We start from the raw sequence: 18,454 nt of genomic DNA, 5'->3' as shown, positions 1-18,454 counted from the left end.
GCCGGGCGGCACGCGGAAGGCTACGCGGCGTCGGCAGCGACGCGGACGGCAGTCGTCGCGGTGTCGTGGATGCGTGACTCGGACGCCGCGGGGTGCGAGGATGCGCGCCCGCTGTTTCGACGACCCGTGCGACGAGGCCGACGGTGCTGCCATCGACCGCTGCTCCCGCCCCCGAAGAGGGGTCGGTGCTGGTGCGCGTGACGGCGCGTGACCGTGGCTGGGCACGGCGACTGCCCACGGTGCCCGAGGCGGCCGAGCTGACCGTCACGGTCGGGCACCCGGAGCTGCTCCCGGTCGACGTCGACGACCTGCTCGCCGGCGGTTACCGGATCGCCGGCGTCGCCGCGGCCCACCGTCCGGTTGGCCGCAACGTCGACGTCCTGGTGCCGCTCGGCCTGCGGGAACGACACGAGGACTGGTTCCGCGACCTCCTCGCCGGCGCCGAGCGGGTCTTCGACCTGCGGCTGGGGCCGGTGCAACGGGTGCTCGCGGCCGAGATCCAACTGCATCTGCGCGCCCTCGCCACCGGCTGACCCACGCCGAGCCGCCTCGACGGAGACCCTCCGTTGCCGGCACGGCGTGCGCCGCGTACGTCGATGGCCGGGGGCCGGGGGGCCGGGGGCCGGGATCGCCGACCGGGGTGTCCGGCAGCGTGCGCCGAACGGACGCCGGGCCACCGAAGGTGCTCGGCAGCTAACGAACGCTTGCAACTGCTTGCAGCCCGGGCGTCGGTCGCGTACGGTTGCAAGCAAGCGCGCAAAACAGGAAGCACACGCCCGTCCGTTCCGTCGCAGAAGGGTCCTCGAATGGCCGCCACGTCCAACACCGCCAAGAAGACGGCGAAGAAGACCGCCCGCAAGAAGACGGCCGCCAAGCGCACCGCCGCAGCACCGGCGGCGACGACGCCGGTCGAGGCGGCCCCGGTCGAGGCGGCCCCGGTCGAGGCGACGACGCCCGCCGACACGCCGACCCCCACCGAAGAGGCGGCCCCCATCGAGGAGTCGACCCCGACCGACGAGCCGACCCTCGACGAGCGCGAGGCGACGTCCGTCCTCGAGGACGCCGGCTACGCCGCCGCGGGCCTCGCCCACGACGTGGTCACGCTGGCCCGTCGCCTGCCGGAGCGCCTCGAGTCCGTCAAGGTCGACGAGTGGCGTGAGCGCGTCGGCAAGGACGTCGAGGGCCTGCTCGGTCAGCTGACCGAGCTCCTGGACAAGAAGGCCACCGAGGGCCGACGGGTCGCCGCCGACGTGCGCAGCGACGCCCGGGTCGCCCGCCTGCTCGAGCAGACCGGTGCCACCCGCTCGCAGGTCAGGGCCGCCGTCAGCTCGGTGCGCAGGACCGCCGACGTGACCGTCGCCGCGGGCCGCTTCGCCGGTCGCCGCCAGGCCGAGGTCGCGACCAACCAGGTCCGGACCGCCGCCACCTCGGTGCGCCGCTCCGGCGCGACCGTGGCCGACACCGCCGCGGACGTCGCCACCGACGAGGTCACGCAGGACTGACGTCTCCCGCCCCGCTGGCACTCCCGCCTCCTCCCACCCAGCGGGCGATCTCCGCTCCGGCCCTCGCGAACTCCCGACGCGCCGCCGGAGCCAACGACACGCCGGCTCTCCCCTGCTCCCGGGGAGGGCCGGCGTCGTCGTGGGGCGCCGGTAGCCTGCGCCTCACGTCCCCCACCGCCGACTGCGCGAAGGCGCCGCCGTGTCCCTGCACGACCAGATCGAGACCGACCTCCGCGAGGCGATGAAGGCGCGCGACAAGGCGCGGACCTCCGCGTTGCGCATGGCCGTGGCAGCGCTCAAGAACCGGGCGGTCGCCGACGGTCACAGCCCGCAGGGACGCTGCGACGACGACACCGTCCAGCAGGTCCTCGGCTCGGAGGTCAAGCGTCGCCGCGAGGCCGCGACGGCCTTCCGCGACGCCGGACGCGAGGAGTCGGCGCAGACCGAGGAGGCCGAGGCGGAGATCTACGCGGCCTACCTGCCGCAGCAGCTCGGGGACGAGGAGCTCGCGGGCATCGTCGACGCCACCGTCGCGGAGCTCGGTGCGACCGGGCCCCAACAGATGGGCCAGGTCATGAAGGCCGTCATGCCCAAGGTCCAGGGCCGCGCCGACGGCACCCGGGTGTCGGCACTGGTCAAGCAGCGCCTGACCGGCTGACCCGGTCCGCCGTCGGCGGCGGTCGGTCCGTGCCGCACCGTGGTCCGCGCGGGCTGCACCGTTAGGCTGCCGCGCATGGACACCCTGCGCAGCACCATCGACCCCTCCTCGGCGCGATTCGCGGCCAACCGGGACCACCATCTCGGTCTGGTCGAGGACCTCCGACAGCGACTCGCGACCACCGCCCGCGGTGGCTCGCAACGGGCGCGCGAGCGCCATCTCGCGCGCGGCAAGCTGCTGCCCCGCGACCGGGTCGAGGCGCTGCTCGACCCCGGCACGCCGTTCCTCGAGCTCTCGCCCCTGGCCGCCACCGGCATGTACGACGACGAAGCACCGGGCGCCGGCATCATCACCGGGATCGGCACCATCGCCGGCACCGAGTGCGTGATCGTCGCCAACGACGCGACCGTCAAGGGCGGCACCTACTACCCGGTGACGGTCAAGAAGCACCTGCGGGCCCAGGAGGTCGCGCACCACAACCACCTGCCGTGCGTCTACCTCGTCGACTCCGGCGGTGCCTTCCTGCCCCGTCAGGACGAGGTCTTCCCCGACCGTGAGCACTTCGGCCGGATCTTCTACAACCAGGCCACGCTCTCGGGGGCCGGGCTACCGCAGATCGCCGTGGTGATGGGCTCGTGCACCGCGGGCGGGGCCTACGTGCCGGCGATGAGCGACGAGACCATCATCGTCAAGGACCAGGGCACGATCTTCCTCGGCGGCCCACCGCTGGTGAAGGCGGCCACCGGCGAGGTCGTCTCCGCCGAGGACCTCGGCGGTGGCGACCTGCACGCCCGGACCTCCGGGGTGGTCGACCATCTCGCCGTCGACGACCGGCACGCGCTGCAGCTCGCCCGCGACGCGGTCGCCAACCTCAACCGGGTCAAGCAGGTGCCGGTGTCGGTCGAGCCGCCCGAGCCGCCCAAGTACGACCCCACCGAGCTCTACGGCGTGCTGCCCGCCGACCTGCGCCAGCCCTACGACGTGCGTGAGGTGATCGCGCGCGTGGTCGACGGTTCACGCTTCCACGAGTTCAAGCCGCTGTACGGCGAGACGCTGGTCACCGGCTTCGCACGCATCCACGGCTACCCCGTCGGCATCGTGGCCAACAACGGCATCCTGTTCCGCGAGTCGGCGCTCAAGGGCGCCCACTTCATCGAGCTGTGCAACCAGCGCGGCGTCCCGCTGGTGTTCCTGCAGAACATCACCGGCTTCATGGTGGGCCGGGAGTACGAGGCCGGCGGCATCGCCAAGGACGGCGCGAAGATGGTCACCGCCGTGGCGTGTTCCACCGTTCCCAAGCTCACCGTCGTGCTCGGCGGATCGTTCGGTGCCGGCAACTACGCCATGTGCGGTCGCGCCTACTCGCCGCGGTTCCTGTGGATGTGGCCCAACGCCCGCATCTCGGTCATGGGCGGCGAGCAGGCCGCCAACGTGCTCGCCACCGTCCGTCGCGACGGACTCGAGGCCCGCGGCGAGGACTGGCCGACGGAGGACGAGGAGGCGTTCAAGGCGCCGATCCGCGACCAGTACGAGCACCAGGGGCATCCCTACTACGCGACCGCGCGGCTGTGGGACGACGGCGTCATCGACCCGGCACAGACCCGCGACGTCCTCGGCCTCGGGTTGTCCGCGGCGCTCAACGCCCCGATCGAGCGCCCCAGCTACGGCGTGTTCCGCATGTGAGCCGGCGGATGCGCCGCGCCGGTGTGGGCCGGGTCCGGCCGCTCCGCTAGCGTCCGCCGCCAACCGTGGAGGAGAGCGCTGGCCATGAGCGACGCCCTGCTGATCGACCGCGACGAGCGTGGGGTGGTGACCCTGACGCTGAACCGTCCCGAGGTCCGCAACGCGTTCGACCCCACCCTGATGGGCGCGATCACGGACGCCGCGACCCGCCTGGCCGACGACCCCGACGTGCGGGTGCTGGTGCTCACCGGCGCCGGCACGGTCTTCTCCGGGGGCGCGGACCTGAGCTGGATGTCGTCGGTGATGGACTACTCGTTCGAGGAGTCGGTCGCGGACTCCCGCAACTTCGAGGCCATGCTGCGGGCGGTGGACGAGTTCCCGGCCCCGACCGTCGCGCGGGTCAACGGTCATGCCATGGGCGGTGCGGCCGGCCTGCTCGGCTGCGTCGACGTGGCGGTGGCGGTACGAGGCGCCAAGCTCGCGTTCACCGAGGTCCGGGTCGGCATCGCGCCGTCGATGATCTCGGCCTACGTGCAGCCGCGCATCGGCGCCCGGCACGCCCGGCGCTACTTCCTGTCGGGCGAGCCGTTCGACGCCGACCGGGCCCTGCACCTCGGTCTCGTCAGCGAGGTCTGTGAACCCGACGACCTCGACGCGACCGTCGAGACGGTGGTCACCAACCTGCTCGCCGGCGCTCCCGAGGCGCAGCGGGCGACCAAGCAGCTCATCCGGGACATCGACCGGCTCGACCGGAACGGCTCCCAGCAGCTGCGGCTGGAGTTGATCGCGCGCCTGCGCGCGGCCGAGGAGGGCCAGGAGGGCATGCAGGCCTTCTTCGACAAGCGCAAGGCCAGCTGGATCCCGTCCGCCGACGCCTGATCCCACGCGTCGGCGTCGAGGGGCGACCACGCCGATCACCTCGGCACCGGTTCGGCAGCGGTGTGGCAGGGCCCGCACCTGCCGCGGTTGTCGCCCGGGTGCCGCGGCAGGGCCTCGCCGGAGCCATCCGTGCGCCCTGATCCGCACCGCCCGACGTCCGAACGCACGGATCGCGCTCAGTGCCACCGCGACCGTCGATCCGTGCGTGCTCATCTGCACAGGCCGGCGTCCGACGCACGTGCGTCGCACCGAACGTGCCGGCGGGGTCGCGTGTCGCCGGGTCGGGGTCCACCGCCTCGTCGACGAGCTCCGGAACGACCGCACGGTGTGAGTGCCGCTGTCCGGCGCCGATCAGGTCAGGACGAGCGGGATCGCCACGAGGTGGTCGCGCGACCCGTCCTGCGGGCTCTCGGAGAACACGTGCAGCTCGGCGAAGGGCTCGCCCTGCGCCGCGCTCAGGTCGAGCTCCTCGCGGAACTCGCCGACGCAGCCGCTCCCGCACTCGGCGGTCGTGAAGCCGTCGGTCAACAGCTCACCGTCGCCGGTGTAGAGCTCCCACTGCACGTTGGCCTCGTAGACGTTCGAGCAGCCGACGAGTTCGACGCCGTCGAGCTGGCCGAGCTGCTGTTCGTCGGCGGGTGCCACGACCTCGAGGAAGGCCTCGCCCTCCCGGCCCTGGTGCCCCGCGCACGGGTCGGCCAGCGCCGCCTCGTCCGGCGCGGCCGCGCCGTCCACAGCCGCCGCCGACCCGTCCGTCGCGTCGTCCCCGGCCCCGTCGGTGTCGGCGCCGGGGGCGGCGTCGGTGTCGCCGATCTGGCCCTCGTCGGCGTCCTCGGCCGTGTCCCCCTCGGTGAGCGGCTCCGGCTGCTCCTCCTCGTCCGGGGCCTCGTCGGTCTCCGGGGCGTCCTCGGGCAGCTCGACGGTCTCGTCGGCCGGGCCGGTGGGGTCCACCAGGCTGGGCTCGGAGCCACCCCCACCACCGCAGGCGGTGACGAGCACCACCACGGTGGTGAGCAGGAGGGATCGCAGGACCGGACGACGCACGGAGCACTCCTCGGGGAAGGCGAAGGGCAGTGGGACGGGCGGGACCGTCCGCGGGCATCCTGCCACGTCGAGGGAGGCGACCCCACCGACTGCCCGCCCGCGCGCGTGCAGCACCGCACCCGCGCGCGAGGGGAACTCGGGCGTGCGCTGCTAGCGTCCGCGCCGGACGTGCGGGCTCGTCGACACGGGAGAACTGGATGCTGCGCCGGGTCCTGGTGGCCAACCGCGGGGAGATCGCCCGTCGGGTGATCCGCACCTGCCACGCCATGGGCATCGAGACCGTGGCCGTGTACAGCGACGCCGACGTCGACGAACCGCACGTGCGCGAGGCCACCACCGCGGTCCGACTCGGTCCGGCTCCGGCCGTGTCGTCCTACCTCGACGTCGACCGGCTGCTCGCCGCGGCCCGTGACACGGGTGCGGACGCCGTGCATCCCGGCTACGGCTTCCTGTCGGAGAACGCCGCCTTCGCCCGGGCGGTGACCGACGCCGGCCTGACCTTCGTCGGCCCGGCCCCGGACGTGTTGCGGCTGATGGGCGACAAGGCCGCCGCCAAGCAGCACCTCGAGGCGGCCGGGGTCCCCGTCGTCCCCGGCATCCACGACGCCTCCCTCGACGACGAGGCGTTGCTCGCCGCGGCCGACGAGGTCGGGTTCCCGCTGCTGGTGAAGGCGGTCGCCGGCGGTGGCGGCAAGGGCATGCGGGCCGTGACCGACCCGTCCGCACTGCCTGACGCGCTCGGGGCCGCCCGCCGCGAGGCGAAGGCCGGGTTCGGCGACGACCGGGTCATCCTCGAGCGCCTCGTGTCGCGGCCCCGCCACGTCGAGGTGCAGGTGTTCGGCGACCGGCACGGCAACGTCGTGCACCTGCTCGAGCGCGAGTGCTCGGTCCAGCGCCGCCACCAGAAGGTCGTCGAGGAGGCCCCCTCCCCCGCGCTCGACGCGGCCCTGCGCGAGCGGATGGGCTCGGCCGCCGTGGCCGCCGCCCGCTCGGTGTCCTACGAGGGGGCGGGCACCATCGAGTTCCTGGTCGCCGGCGACACGCTCGACCGTGACGAGCCGGAGTTCTTCTTCCTGGAGATGAACACCCGCCTGCAGGTCGAGCACCCGGTCACCGAGCTGGTCACCGGGCTCGACCTGGTGGAGCTGCAGTTGCGCGTCGCCGCGGGCGAACCGCTCGGCTTCATGCAGGAGCAGGTCCGCGCCGAGGGCCACGCCGTCGAGGTGCGTCTCTACGCCGAGGACCCCGTGCGGCAGCTGCCCCAGACCGGTCCGGTGCTGCACCTCTCGGTCCCCGACGGGGAGGGGGTGCGCGCCGACCTCGGCATCGCCTCCGGCAGCACCGTCAGCCGCCACTACGACCCGATGCTCGGCAAGCTGATCGTGCACGCCGCCGACCGCACGACCGCCTGTGCGCGGCTGGCCGAGGTGCTGGGTGACACCGAGGTCCACGGCGTGACCACGAATCTCGACCTGCTGCGGGCGATCGTGACGTCCGACGCCTTCGTCGCCGGGGACCTGACCACCGCCTTCCTCGACGAGCACCTGGGCGACTGGACGCCGTCACCGACACCCACCGCGGCACTGGTGGCCGCCGCCGACGCGCTGGCCGACGCACCGCGCCCCAGCCCGGCGGGCGACCCGCATCGTCCCTGGGACCGGCTGGGACCGCTGCGGCTGGGCGGCGCCGGCGGCTGGCTCGTCACGCTGCACGACGACCTCGCCGACGCCTCGTCGTCGCTGCGGATCACCGGCGGTCCGGACGGCCGCCGGATCACCGACGCCGACGGGAAGCCGGTGCCTGCCCCCGCGGACGGCGAGGTGGGCGGCGTGACCCGGCACGTGGTCGACGACCGCACCGAGGTGTGGGTGAGCGGGCAGGGGACGACTCGGCGCTTGACGCTGGTGCCCGCCACCCGATCCGCCGATCCGGCCGAGCTCGCCGGCGGCGCGGCGTTCGCCTCCCCGATGCCGGGTTCGGTGATCGCGCTGCCCGTCGCCGCCGGGGACGAGGTGGCGGCGGGTGCCACCCTGGTCGTGGTCGAGGCCATGAAGATGGAGCACCCGGTCGTCGCGCCGGCCGACGGCACCGTCGTCGCCGTCCACGTGGGCGTCGGTGACGCCGTGGAAGCGGGGGCTCCGCTGCTGGCGTTCGAACCGACCGTCGGCGACGGCGACTGACCGCCACCGCACGAGGAGGACGTCATGGACCTGCCCGAGCACGTGACGATCGTCGAGGTCGGCCCTCGCGACGGGCTGCAGAACGAGCCCGGGGTGGTACCGACCGACGTGAAGGTCGCGTTCGTGGACCGACTGGCACGTACGGGCCTGTCGGTGGTGGAGGCGACCTCCTTCGTCTCGCCGCGCTGGGTACCGCAGCTGGCCGATGCCGCCGAGGTCCTCGCCGACATCGAGCGGGTCGAGCACGTGCGCTACCCGGTCCTGGTCCCCAACGAACGAGGGCTGGAGCGGGCACTGGAGGCCGACGTCGCCGAGGTCGCCGTGTTCGGCGCCGCCTCGGAGGCCTTCAGCGCGAAGAACCTCAACCGCACCATCGACGAGTCGCTGGAGATGTTCCGGCCCGTCGTCGCGCGGGCGCGGGACGCGGGTCTGCGGGTGCGCGGTTACGTCTCGACCGTGTGCGGGTGCCCGTACCAGGGTGAGGTGCCGGTCGCGGACGTCGTGCGCATGACGGTGGCGATGCTCGAACTGGGCTGCGACGAGATCTCGCTCGGTGACACCATCGGCGTCGGGGCACCCGGTCAGGTCCAGGACCTGCTGGCGGCCGTCACCGCCGAGGCACCGGTGCAACGGCTCGCGGTCCACATGCACGACACCTACGGGCAGGGGCTGGCCAACACGCTGGCCGCGTTCGAGGCCGGCGTGACGATCGCCGACAGCGCCGCCGGCGGCCTCGGTGGCTGCCCCTACGCACCGGGAGCGAAAGGCAACCTCGCCACCGAGGACCTGGTGTACGCGCTGCACGGTTCGGGCGTCACGACCGGGGTCGATCTCGACGCGCTGGTCGACGCGACGGCATGGATGGCGCAGCAGCTGGGCCGCCCGCCGGTGTCGCGGGTGGCCGAGGCGATGCTGGCCAAGCGGGAGCGCTGAGCTCAGCCGCGCGGCCCCGCATCGCGGCCCGCCGCCGCCAGGGCGACCCGTCCGAGCCGTTCGAGGTCGTCCTCGAGGTCGGTCAGCCGCAGGGTCCGCAGCCGGCCACCGGACACCGCCGCCCAGCGCCGTGCCTGGTCGAGCGGGTGGCCCGGGTCGTGCGGCCAGCCGACGACACCGAGGCGGTCCCCGACCGCGGCCACCTCGTCGAGCCCCGGCGCCTCCCCGCCGTCGAGCGCGACCAGCGCCGCCGCGAGGCTGTCGGGGTCGTGGCGCCGGTAGTCGGTGAGCAGCGTCGAGCGCAGCCAGCTCGGCATGGTGGTGTCGGCGGCGAGCCGGGCGATCAGTGCCTGGACGGAGGTGGACCGGACCTCGGTCGCGATCGCGGCGTGTGGCCCCTCCCCCGCCACGGCGTCACCGGTCCAGGCCGGCAGGCACGCGACGACGGTCGTGCCCTCGAGGTGACCACGTGCAGCGGCCCGCACGGCGGCGTGACCACCCAGCGAGACCCCGATCACCACCGCCGGCGGGGACGCGAGACCGGCGACGACCGCCGTCAGGTCCTCGACGTGGCGGTCCAGGACGTGCCCACCGGGCACGCGTACCGGGCTGCTGTCACCGTGCCCGCGCTGGTCGAAGGTGACGAGCCGACCGCCGGCGTCCAGGACCGGCCCGGCGAAGGCCGCTCCGACGAACCGCGCCGAGGACCCCACCCCGTGGGCGACCACGAACGGTCGCGCCCCGACCGGTCCGCGCTCGACCACGGCGAGCCGGGTGCCGTCGGCCGAGACCGCGACCCGCCGCACGTCCGCCGTGGCCGGACCGGTCACCGGCCCGATCACCGCACGGTGTCGAGCAGGTCACCGAGATTGCGCTCGTTGAGCTCCGAGAGCACCCGACCCACCATGCGACCCTCCGTGTCGAAGGTCACGGTGGTCGGCAGCCCGCGGGCACCGAGCTGGTAGGCGACCCGGTCGAAGTCCGCGTCGTGGAGCGACGGGAAGGCGATCCCGAAGTCCTCCGCCGCCTGACGGGCGTCCTCGAGGGCGTCCTGCGCCGCCACCCCGAGGAAGGCGATGTCCGGGTTGGCGGCGGCCGTCTCGTTGAGCAGCGGGATCTCGCGCTCGCAGGGCCCACACCAACTGGCCCACAGGTTGACCACCACCGGGCGCCCGTCGTCGTTCTCCCGCGCGATCCAACCGGCGACCTCCTCCCAGGTCACCGACACGACCGTGGCGTCGCGGGGCGGCAGCTGCGCCGGCGCCTCGACCTCCCCGACGTCGAGCCCCTGGTCGCCCGGCAGCGCGATGCCACCCTGCGGCGGGGGCACCCCGAAGTCGGCCACCTCACCGCCGTCGTCGAAGGTGACGATCGCGAACACCGCGACGGCGACCGCCACGAGGACGGCCGCGAGCGGCAGCGCGACGCGCGCCCGCACCTCAGCCTCGGGACGGCACGTCCGCGAGCACCTCGCGGGACGCGGCGAGGAAGGCCTCCACCTCGTCGGGCGTGCCGACGCTGACGCGGATCTGCTCGGTCATGCCGTAGGGCTCGAGCGGTCGCACGCCCACGCCGTGGCCCGCGTAGGCCGCCACGACGGGTCCGGACGCGGTCCCCAGCTCGATGGTCAGGAAGTTGCCGAGGCCGTCGGTGAACGGCACGCCCAGTTCGCGCAGGGCGGTCGCCATCCGGGTGCGTCCGGCCAGGGTCCCCTCGACGCACCGGCGCAGGTGCTCGCGGTCACCGAGGCTCGAGATCGCGGCCGCCTGCGACGCGGCGGTCACGTTGAAGCGGGGCCGCCAGGCGTCGATCGCGCCGACGAGCTCGGCGGGTCCGGTCAGCTGCCCGATTCGCAGCCCGGCCAACGCGTGCGCCTTGGAGAACGTGCGCAGCACCAGCAGCCGTGGATGCTCCAGTCCGAGCTCGTCCGCGGTGGCGTAGCCCTGCTGACCCCGGGCGAAGTGGTGGTAGGCCTCGTCGAGCAGGATCGTCACGTGCTCGGGGATCCCGGCCACCAGGGCCTGCACCTGCTCGCCGGTGAGGTGCGCGCCGGTCGGGTTGCCCGGGTTGTCGATCGCGACCACGCGGGTGTCGTCGCCGACGGCCGCCAGCAGTCGCTCGACGCCGCGGCCGTAGCCGTCGCGCTCGCCGGTCGCCGGGCCGTCGGTCCCGACCTCGACGTAGCGTGCTCCGGCGTTGCGGGCACCGAGGCGGTAGACGACGAAGCTGCGCGCGAACGCGACCACGTCGCCGCCCGCACGGGCCTCGTGCGCGATCGCGTCCATCAGCAGCGCGGCCGAACCGGTGCCCACGGCGACCTGCTCGAGCGCGAGGCCGTCGTGCTCCGCGATCGCCCGGCGCAGGGCGAGCGACTGGTCGTCGGGGTACAGGTGGGCCTCGGCGACCGCGGTGCCGGCGGCCGCGACCGCGGCCGGCGACGGACCGAACGGGGACTCGTTGGAGGACAGGCGCACCTGCATGCCGGGCGGAGGCCCGACCGCCGCTGCCGAGGCCACGGCATCCGTCTGCGCGCTCATGCGGGTCCCTCCCTCGACGATGGTGCTGGCGGTGGTGCCTGACGATGATGTCGCCGGCGGCAACGCTAGGCGGCGAGGCACCCGACGCGGTAGTCGAGCGACGTGCCGGTGCGCACTACAGGTACAGACCGGTGGCGCCGTCACGGCGGGTCGTCCCGACGGCGTGGACGTCGCGCTCGCGGACGATGAGATAGGCCTCGCCCTGCACGTCCACCTCAATGGCGTCCTCGGGGAGGTAGAGCACCTCGTCACCCGTCGAGACCGAACGGACGTGGGGTCCGACGCCGATCGCCTCGCCCCAGGTGCCCTTGCGGTCGACCGACGTGGCGGTCGCCGGGATCAGGATGCCGCCCTTCGAACGGCGTTCGCTGTCCTCCGGCGGCTGGACGAGCACGCGGTCACCGAGCACGGCGACGCTGCGTCGGATCTCGGTCACGGGTTCGGATGCGCTCATGCCCGCAGCCTACCCCGGCGCGCGGGCGGGCCCGCTCCGCGCGCCGTGCGGCGCCGGTCAGCCGAGGTCGTCGGCCGGCTCGGCGCTGGTGCCCCACTCGACGTCCCCGCCGGGGACCGCGCTCGTGCCGTCGAGCCAGACGTCGTCGGTGTCGACCGCACTGGTCCCCTCGAGCGGGACGTCGTCGGCCGGCGCACCGGTGGTGCCGGTGTCGGCCGGCTCGGGCTCCGCCTCGTCGTCGGCGCCGTCGGGCTCCTCGACGTCCTCGACCTCGTCGACCTCGTCGAGCGCCTCGTCCTCGTCGGGTTCTTCGGTCTGGACGTCCTCGGTCGGGTCGGCCGAGGTCGCCTCGTCGACGGCGTCCCCGCCACCGCAGGCGGCGGCGAGCACGACGAGCGGGACGAGCAGCCCGGCAGCACGGCGGGTGGGGCGCACGATTCCTCCAGCGGGCGTAGAGACGACGTCGGAGCCGCGTGGAACGGTCCGACGACCCCGGACCATAACGAGCGCGGACCGGAGACGAAAGCCGGTGTCGACGACGGACCACCGTTCGACGCCGACCCGAGCCGAAGGGTAGCCTCACCTCCTGTTCGCCGATCCGCCCGAGGTCCCGTGACCGCGCCGCACGCCACCCGGACCGACGCCGATGCCGCGCTGGTCGTCGCCGGACTGCACAAGCGGTTCGGCGGCACCGTGGCCGTCGACCACCTCGACCTCGTCGTCCCCCGTGGCAGCCTCACGGCCATGCTCGGTCCGTCGGGGTGCGGCAAGACGACCGCGCTGCGGACCATCGCCGGACTGCTCGCCCCCGACGCCGGCTCGATCGCCATCGACGGCCGGCTGGTGGCCGGCCCGGGCACGTTCCTGCCGCCCGAACGGCGCCGGATCGGGATGGTGTTCCAGGACTACGCGTTGTTCCCCCACCTCAGCGTCGCCCGCAACGTCGCCTACGGGTTGACCGGGTGCTCGCGCAGCGCGCGGCGGCGGCGCGTGGCCGAGGTGCTGGACCTGGTCGACCTCGGTGGCTACGGCGACCGGCTGCCGGTTGCGCTCTCGGGTGGACAGCAGCAGCGGGTCGCGCTGGCCCGTGCGTTGGCTCCCGAGCCTGGCCTGGTGCTGCTCGACGAGCCGTTCTCGAACCTCGACGCAGCCCTGCGTGCGACCGTCCGCGAGGACGTCCGCGCGATCCTGCGTGCGGCCGAGGCCACCGCCGTGTTCGTCACCCACGACCAGGAGGAGGCCCTGTCGCTGGCCGACCGGGTCGCGGTCGTGCACCGGGGCCGCATCCACCAGGTCGCCGACCCGCAGACGCTCTACACCCGCCCGGCGAGCCGCTTCGTGGCGGAGTTCGTCGGCGAGGCGGACGTACTGCCGGGCACCCGCGCCGACCGGTTCTCGGTGGACACCCCGCTGGGGCGGTTGGGAACGACCCGGGCGCTCGGGTCCGCCAGCGGAGCGGTCGTCGTGCGCCCGGAGTCGCTCCGCCTGGCCCGTGACGACGCGGGCAGTGCCGTGGTGACCGCGATCGCCTACTTCGGGCACGACCAGCTGGTGCAGGTTCGCCTGGCCGACGGGCGCCTGCTGCGCGCGCGTCGTGGACCGGCGATGGACCTGCGGCGCGGCGACCGGGTCGAGGTCAGCGTCGAGGGTCCGGTGGTCGTGTTCGACGACGAGCCGGCACCGGCTCCCGCGGTGCTCGCCCCGGCCTGAGTGGGCCCAGCGACGTGACGAGCGGGGCACGCCCACCTCGCGACGCCGTCAGATCCGCTCGCGGCGCTCCCGGATCATCGACACCGCCAGCGGGACCGAGCCCAGCAGGATCAGCGCCAGCGCCGGCAGCGACGCCCGGGCGAAGAACGCCTCCGTGGTCGCCGACCACACCCGGGTCGCCAACGTGTCGTAGCCGGTCGGCGCCAGCAGCAGCGTGGCCGGCAGTTCCTTGAGGGCGGTGAGGAACACCAGCGCGCCACCGGCGAGGGCGCCGCGCCGCGCGAGCGGCAACGTCACCCGCCGCAGTGTCGTCAGGCGCGACGACCCGAGCATGCGGGCCGCGTCCTCGACGTTGGCGTTGACCTGCAGCAGCGAGGTCCGCACGGCACCGACCGCCTGCGGCAGGAACAGCACCACGTAGGCGAACACCAGCATCGCCAGGGTCTGGTAGAGCGCCGGCACGGTGCGGATCCCGACGTACACCAGCGCGAGCGCGACCACGATGCCGGGCAGGGCGTAGCCGGTGAACGACGCGCGTTCGACCAGGCGCGCCAGGCGGGACCGGCTGCGGGCCGCCCACACGGCGATCGGCACGGCACACGCCACGGCCGCCAGCGCACCGAGTGCGGCGACGAGCAGGCTCCGCCCGGCCGGTCCGGCGACCGCGGTGAACGCCTCACCGCCCCGCAGCCCCCGGACCAGCCAGGAGACGAGCACGCTGACGGGCAGGACCAGTCCGGCGATCACGACGCTCGAGCAGAACGCCACGGCCGGCCATCGCCACCGCCCGAGCGGGACCCGGCTCGCCGCCCGGCCGCTGCCACGGATCCCGAACTGTCCACCGCGGTCGCGCGCGACGCGCGCCTCGAGGACCAGGAAGACCACCGTCATGGCGACCAGCAACACCCCGAGCAGCGCCGCGGGTGCCCGGTCGAACGCGGCCCGGTACTGCAGGTAGACCGCCCGCGTGAAGGTCGAGTAGCGCAGCATGGACACCGCGCCGAAGTCGCTGAGGACGTAGAGGGTCACCAGCAACCCGCCGGCCGCCGCCGACGGACGCAGTTGCGGCAGCGTGACGCGCAGGAAGGTCACCAGCGGCCCGCGCCCCAACGAGCGGCTCGCCTCCTCCAGCGACGGGTCCAGGCCGCGCAGCGCCGCCTGCACGGTCAGCAGCACGTACGGGAAGGTGAACAGCGTCAGGGCGGTGAACGCCGCCCAGAACCCGTAGGGCGAGGGAGGCCGGAACCCGAACCAGTCCTGCACCAGCCCGCCCGGCGCGAGTGCCGCGACCAGGGCGTAGGCCCCCACGTAGGTCGGGATGACCAGCGGCAGGGCGGTCGCGACGGCGAAGAATCGCCGACCGGGTAGGTCGGAGCGGACCGTCAGCCAGGCGATCGGTACGCCCAGGAGCAGGCTGGCGCCCGTGACGCTGCCGGCGAGCAACAGCGTGCGACCGGTGAGCCGCAGCGTCTCGGGCGCCGTGACGAGCTGCTGGATGCGCTCCCCGGAGAGCTCGCTCGCCTGCACGACGAGGAAGGCCGCCGGGACGAGCATGGCGAGCGCGACCAGCAGCGCGGGCACCCACACCACCGGGTGGGTCCGCGAGGCGCGGACCGACCCCCACCGACGCCGTGCGGGCGTGGTGGGAGCCGGCGGCTCGGACGGCTCACCGAGGGGGTCGGCCAGCACGCCGGACAGGTCGCGATCCATGACGACGACGGTAGCGGTGCGCACCGATTCCCGGCCGGCGTGACGCGGTGGCTACTCGAGGGCACCGGTCTCCTGCAGCAGGGCGAGCGTGCCCTGCAGGTCCTCGAGGTCGGACAGGTCGATCGCCGGCGGGTCGAGTTCCTCGACCGTCGGCAGGTCGGTGGCCTCAACGCCCTCGACCGCCGGGAACTCGCGCTCGTTGGTCTCGGTGCCGAAGTAGTGCTGCACGTCGTCGCTGAGCAGGTAGGCGACGAACTGCTCGGCCTCGACGGGCTGGTCGCTGGAGTCGAGGACGCCGACGCCGGCGACGTTGACGAGCCCGCCGATGTCCCCGGGCAGGTACTTGTTCGCGACCGGGAAGTCGGGGTCCTCGGCGGTGAAGCGCAGCAGGTAGTAGTGGTTGACCAGGGCGACGTCGACCTCCCCGCGTCCGACGGCCTCGACCTGTGAGGCGTTGTTCTCGAACACCTGCACGTCGTTGGCGAGCATGCCCTCGAGCCACTCGCGGGTGACGTCCTCCCCCTCGGTGACCCGCATGGCGGTCACGAAGGCCTGGAACGAGCCGTTCGTCGGTGCCCAGCTGACCCGGCCGGACCAGGCGGGGTCGGTGAGCTCGAGCACCGAGTCCGGCACCTCGTCCTCGGTGAGCGTCTCGGTGTTGTACGCCAGCACGCGGACCCGGCCGGTCACGCCGACCCACTCGCCCGTGGTCGAGGAGAACGCCGGTTCGACCAGTTCGACGAGGTCGTCGGGCAGGGCGGCGAAGCGACCCTCGGCCTGCAGCGCGCCCAGCGCGCCGGCGTCCTGTCCGAAGTAGACGTCGGCCGGCGACGCCTCGCCCTCGTTGAGGATGGTGGCGGCCAGTTCCGCGGTGTCGCCGTAGCGCACGTCGAGCGGGATGCCCGTCTGCTCCTCGAAGCCCGCGAGCACCTCCCCGACCAGCTCCTCGCTGCGACCCGAGTAGACCGTCAGCGGCTCCGCGTCGCCCGCGGCCGCGTGGTCCTCGGTCGCCTCGTCGCCGGCCGCGTCCGTGTCGGTCGCATCCGCGTCATCGGTGGCCGGGTCGTCGGTCGCCGTGCCGTCGGTGGTGGCGTCGTCGGTCGCGGTGTCGTCGGCGGTGTCACCGCCACCGCAGGCGGCGGCGAGCAGGGCGACCGCCGCCAGCACGGCGGCGGCACGTCGAGGGGTACGCACGGGTGGTGCTCCAGGTCGCGTCGGGGGACCGCCGACAACGGCGGGCGAAGTGAGGGCAGCCTAACCTCGTTCGATGGCGTTGCCCAAACCGGCCGGCCGGTCCCCCGGGCCGCGGGTCACGACCGTCGGGCGACCGCTTCCCGCCGGGCGGCGAGGACGGCCAGCGCCCCGAACACGACGAAGCACCCGAGCACCCACGTCAGGTGCACCGACGCCGGTCGCGGGGCCACGCCGACGAACGCCTCGACGTCCCGTGCGCTGCCGACCTGTCGCCACGCGAGCTGCCCGAAGTGGTAGGTCGGCAGCCATGGGGCGAGCCGCTGCAGGAACTCGGGGAGATCGGCGATCGGGAAGAAGAAGCCGGAGCAGAACGACAGCGGCAGGAACACCAGGTTGGCGACGATCGAGGCCGCCCGCGGCCGCACCAGGTAGGCGAGCGCGAAACCGATCGTGCTGAAGGCGAGGACCCCGGTCGAGAGCACGGCGGCGACCCGCACCCACTCGAGCGCGGTCCAGCGCACCCCGCCGACGAGCGTGGCGACCAGCCCGATGGCGACGACCACGAGCAGACCGTGGCCGAGTGCCATGACCGTCTTGCCGGCCAGGTGCACGCCCTCGGGCAGCGGCGTGGCCCGAAGCGTCCGGGTCCAGCCGCGGCCGCGTTCCTTGGCGAGCTCGTCACCGAACGTGAAGATCGCGAGCGACACGACCCCGTAGGCACTGAACGAGACCGCCATCATGGCACCGACGCTGGCGCCGCCGGGCAGCACCCGCGATGCGACCGGCAACCCGAACATGGCGTAGAGGATGACCGGGATCGCCAGCGCCCCACCGACGAACTCCGCGGCGCGCAGCGTGGCGGAGAACTCGACGCGGACCTGTTGGCGCAGCGTGCGCAGCAGCAACCGCAGCGGCGCGGACGCGGGCAGACGGGCGGGGGTGGGGACGGTCGTGCTCATCAGGTGACCTCGAGGAGGTGGGGCGGCTGCGCGTCGAGCGCGCCGGGAGCCGTCAGGCGCAGGAAGGCCTGCTCGAGCTGGGCGTCGGCGACGGTCAGGTCGACCAGGCGCCACCCGTCGCGCAGCAGTCCGTGCACGACCTGCTCGGGCTGCTCGCCACGGACGACGACCCGCGCGAGGCCGTCGGCTCCGGCGGGCACGACGACGTCGACGCGGTCGACGCCCGGCAGGTCGGCGACCACGGCGAGCGGGGCGTCGGTCGTCGCGGTCAGGACCTTGCCGGAGACGAGCGACTTGAGCTCCCGCGGCGTGGCGTCGGCGAGCAACCGTCCACCGCCGAGCACCAGCACGCGCTCCGCGACCTGGTCGGCCTCGACGAGGTCGTGGGTGGCGAACAGCACCGTCGTGCCCGACGCGACGGCCACGTCGGCCTGCTCCCAGAAGGCGCGCTTGGAGGCCGCGTCCATCGCGGCGGTCGGCTCGTCGAGCACGAGCAGCTCGGGGCGTCCGACGATGGCCATCGCGAGCAGCAGCCGTTGACGCTCGCCGCCCGACAGCGACGTGACCGTGCGCCGGGCCTGGTCGGCCAGTGCCGTGCGGGCGAGCACGTCGTCGACCGGGTCGGCGACCGGGTAGGCGGCCGCCAGCAGGGTGACCAGTTCGCGCACGGTGACCTGCTCGGGCAGCCCGGCCCCCTGCAGCATCGCCCCGGTGCGCAACCGGTTCGCCCGGCACCCCGGCGTGCGGCCCAGCACCGACACCGTCCCGGCGCTCGGCCGGGCGAGGCCGAGCAGCAGTTCGAAGGTGGTGGTCTTGCCGGCGCCGTTGGGCCCGAGGACCGCCACGAGCTCACCGGGCTCGATCGCGAGCTCGAGCCCGGCGAGCGCATCGACGGTGCCGTAGCGCTTGGTCACCGCGTGCAGCTCGACGACCGCGGACATGGGCGACTCCTGCGAGGACGAGGGCACCCGGGGCGGGCGCCGCTTCGACCGACGCTACGGACGGGCCTGC

General features: G+C 74.0%; 18 protein-coding genes. 8 read left to right on the top strand and 10 right to left on the bottom strand.

What is annotated here, in order from left to right; genetic code table 11:
- Positions 1-143: 143 nt before the first annotated feature.
- The 5 genes from ELR47_RS08410 (at position 144) to ELR47_RS08390 (ending at position 4,722) form a co-directional block, all read left to right on the top strand.
- On the top strand, positions 144-533 hold the full coding sequence (locus tag ELR47_RS08410; RefSeq protein ID WP_130649492.1) for a hypothetical protein: 390 nt from the start codon (positions 144-146) through the stop codon (positions 531-533).
- A gap of 273 nt (positions 534-806) precedes the next feature.
- A complete protein-coding gene (locus ELR47_RS08405; RefSeq protein ID WP_130649491.1) occupies positions 807-1,502 on the top strand; it encodes a hypothetical protein in 696 nt (231 codons plus the stop codon).
- 199 nt (positions 1,503-1,701) lie between these two features.
- Positions 1,702-2,160, top strand: coding sequence for a GatB/YqeY domain-containing protein (locus ELR47_RS08400; RefSeq protein ID WP_205745523.1), 459 nt, complete (start codon positions 1,702-1,704; stop codon positions 2,158-2,160).
- 75 nt (positions 2,161-2,235) lie between these two features.
- Positions 2,236-3,843, top strand: coding sequence for a carboxyl transferase domain-containing protein (locus ELR47_RS08395; RefSeq protein WP_130649490.1), 1,608 nt, complete (start codon positions 2,236-2,238; stop codon positions 3,841-3,843).
- A gap of 84 nt (positions 3,844-3,927) precedes the next feature.
- Positions 3,928-4,722 carry an enoyl-CoA hydratase-related protein gene (locus tag ELR47_RS08390; protein WP_130649489.1) on the top strand — a complete coding sequence of 265 codons (795 nt, stop codon included), beginning with the start codon at positions 3,928-3,930 and terminating at the stop codon, positions 4,720-4,722.
- Positions 4,723-5,073: 351 nt separating this feature from the next.
- Here ELR47_RS08390 and ELR47_RS08385 read toward each other — a convergent pair whose 3' ends face one another.
- Entirely contained in the window at positions 5,074-5,766 is a 693-nt protein-coding gene (locus ELR47_RS08385; protein WP_130649488.1) for a Gmad2 immunoglobulin-like domain-containing protein, read from the bottom strand.
- Positions 5,767-5,963: 197 nt separating this feature from the next.
- Between ELR47_RS08385 and ELR47_RS08380 the strand changes: the two genes are divergently transcribed.
- Complete coding sequence (locus ELR47_RS08380) at positions 5,964-7,946, top strand: acetyl/propionyl/methylcrotonyl-CoA carboxylase subunit alpha (protein WP_130649487.1); 1,983 nt, start codon at positions 5,964-5,966, stop codon at positions 7,944-7,946.
- A 24-nt stretch (positions 7,947-7,970) separates the two neighbouring features.
- Positions 7,971-8,879: a hydroxymethylglutaryl-CoA lyase gene (locus ELR47_RS08375; protein ID WP_130649486.1), complete on the top strand. Its 909-nt coding sequence runs from the start codon at positions 7,971-7,973 to the stop codon at positions 8,877-8,879.
- A gap of 2 nt (positions 8,880-8,881) precedes the next feature.
- Here ELR47_RS08375 and ELR47_RS08370 read toward each other — a convergent pair whose 3' ends face one another.
- From ELR47_RS08370 to ELR47_RS08350, 5 genes are all read right to left on the bottom strand, one after another.
- Complete coding sequence (locus ELR47_RS08370) at positions 8,882-9,709, bottom strand: alpha/beta fold hydrolase (protein ID WP_165403951.1); 828 nt, start codon at positions 9,707-9,709, stop codon at positions 8,882-8,884.
- An 8-nt stretch (positions 9,710-9,717) separates the two neighbouring features.
- Positions 9,718-10,317 (bottom strand): TlpA family protein disulfide reductase, encoded by a 600-nt coding sequence (locus ELR47_RS08365; protein ID WP_130649484.1) that lies wholly within the window; start codon positions 10,315-10,317, stop codon positions 9,718-9,720.
- 1 nt (position 10,318) lies between these two features.
- Positions 10,319-11,416: a pyridoxal phosphate-dependent aminotransferase gene (locus tag ELR47_RS08360; RefSeq protein WP_130649483.1), complete on the bottom strand. Its 1,098-nt coding sequence runs from the start codon at positions 11,414-11,416 to the stop codon at positions 10,319-10,321.
- A gap of 115 nt (positions 11,417-11,531) precedes the next feature.
- Positions 11,532-11,870, bottom strand: a complete 339-nt coding sequence (locus ELR47_RS08355; RefSeq protein ID WP_130649482.1) for a GroES family chaperonin — start codon at positions 11,868-11,870, stop codon at positions 11,532-11,534.
- 57 nt (positions 11,871-11,927) lie between these two features.
- Complete coding sequence (locus tag ELR47_RS08350) at positions 11,928-12,305, bottom strand: hypothetical protein (RefSeq protein WP_130649481.1); 378 nt, start codon at positions 12,303-12,305, stop codon at positions 11,928-11,930.
- A 177-nt stretch (positions 12,306-12,482) separates the two neighbouring features.
- Here ELR47_RS08350 and ELR47_RS08345 point away from each other — a divergent pair, with 177 nt between their 5' ends.
- Positions 12,483-13,580 (top strand): ABC transporter ATP-binding protein, encoded by a 1,098-nt coding sequence (locus ELR47_RS08345; RefSeq protein ID WP_130649480.1) that lies wholly within the window; start codon positions 12,483-12,485, stop codon positions 13,578-13,580.
- A gap of 48 nt (positions 13,581-13,628) precedes the next feature.
- On the opposite strand, the gene ELR47_RS08340 is transcribed toward ELR47_RS08345, so the two are convergent.
- The 4 genes from ELR47_RS08340 to ELR47_RS08325 all read right to left on the bottom strand — a co-directional run bounded on the left by ELR47_RS08340 (position 13,629) and on the right by ELR47_RS08325 (position 18,384).
- A complete protein-coding gene (locus ELR47_RS08340; RefSeq protein ID WP_130649479.1) occupies positions 13,629-15,290 on the bottom strand; it encodes an ABC transporter permease in 1,662 nt (553 codons plus the stop codon).
- 51 nt (positions 15,291-15,341) lie between these two features.
- Complete coding sequence (locus ELR47_RS08335; RefSeq protein WP_205745522.1) at positions 15,342-16,484, bottom strand: iron ABC transporter substrate-binding protein; 1,143 nt, start codon at positions 16,482-16,484, stop codon at positions 15,342-15,344.
- Positions 16,485-16,600: 116 nt separating this feature from the next.
- Entirely contained in the window at positions 16,601-17,443 is an 843-nt protein-coding gene (locus ELR47_RS08330) for an ABC transporter permease (RefSeq protein ID WP_130649478.1), read from the bottom strand.
- Entirely contained in the window at positions 17,443-18,384 is a 942-nt protein-coding gene (locus ELR47_RS08325; RefSeq protein WP_130649477.1) for an ABC transporter ATP-binding protein, read from the bottom strand. The genes ELR47_RS08330 and ELR47_RS08325 overlap by 1 nt, the downstream gene beginning before the upstream one ends.
- Positions 18,385-18,454 lie beyond the last annotated feature (70 nt).

This window comes from Egicoccus halophilus, from assembly GCF_004300825.1.
GTDB lineage: Bacteria > Actinomycetota > Nitriliruptoria > Nitriliruptorales > Nitriliruptoraceae > Egicoccus > Egicoccus halophilus.
The sequence above is the reverse complement of the archived record's forward strand: the minus strand, read 5'-3'. Positions and strand labels throughout refer to the sequence as shown.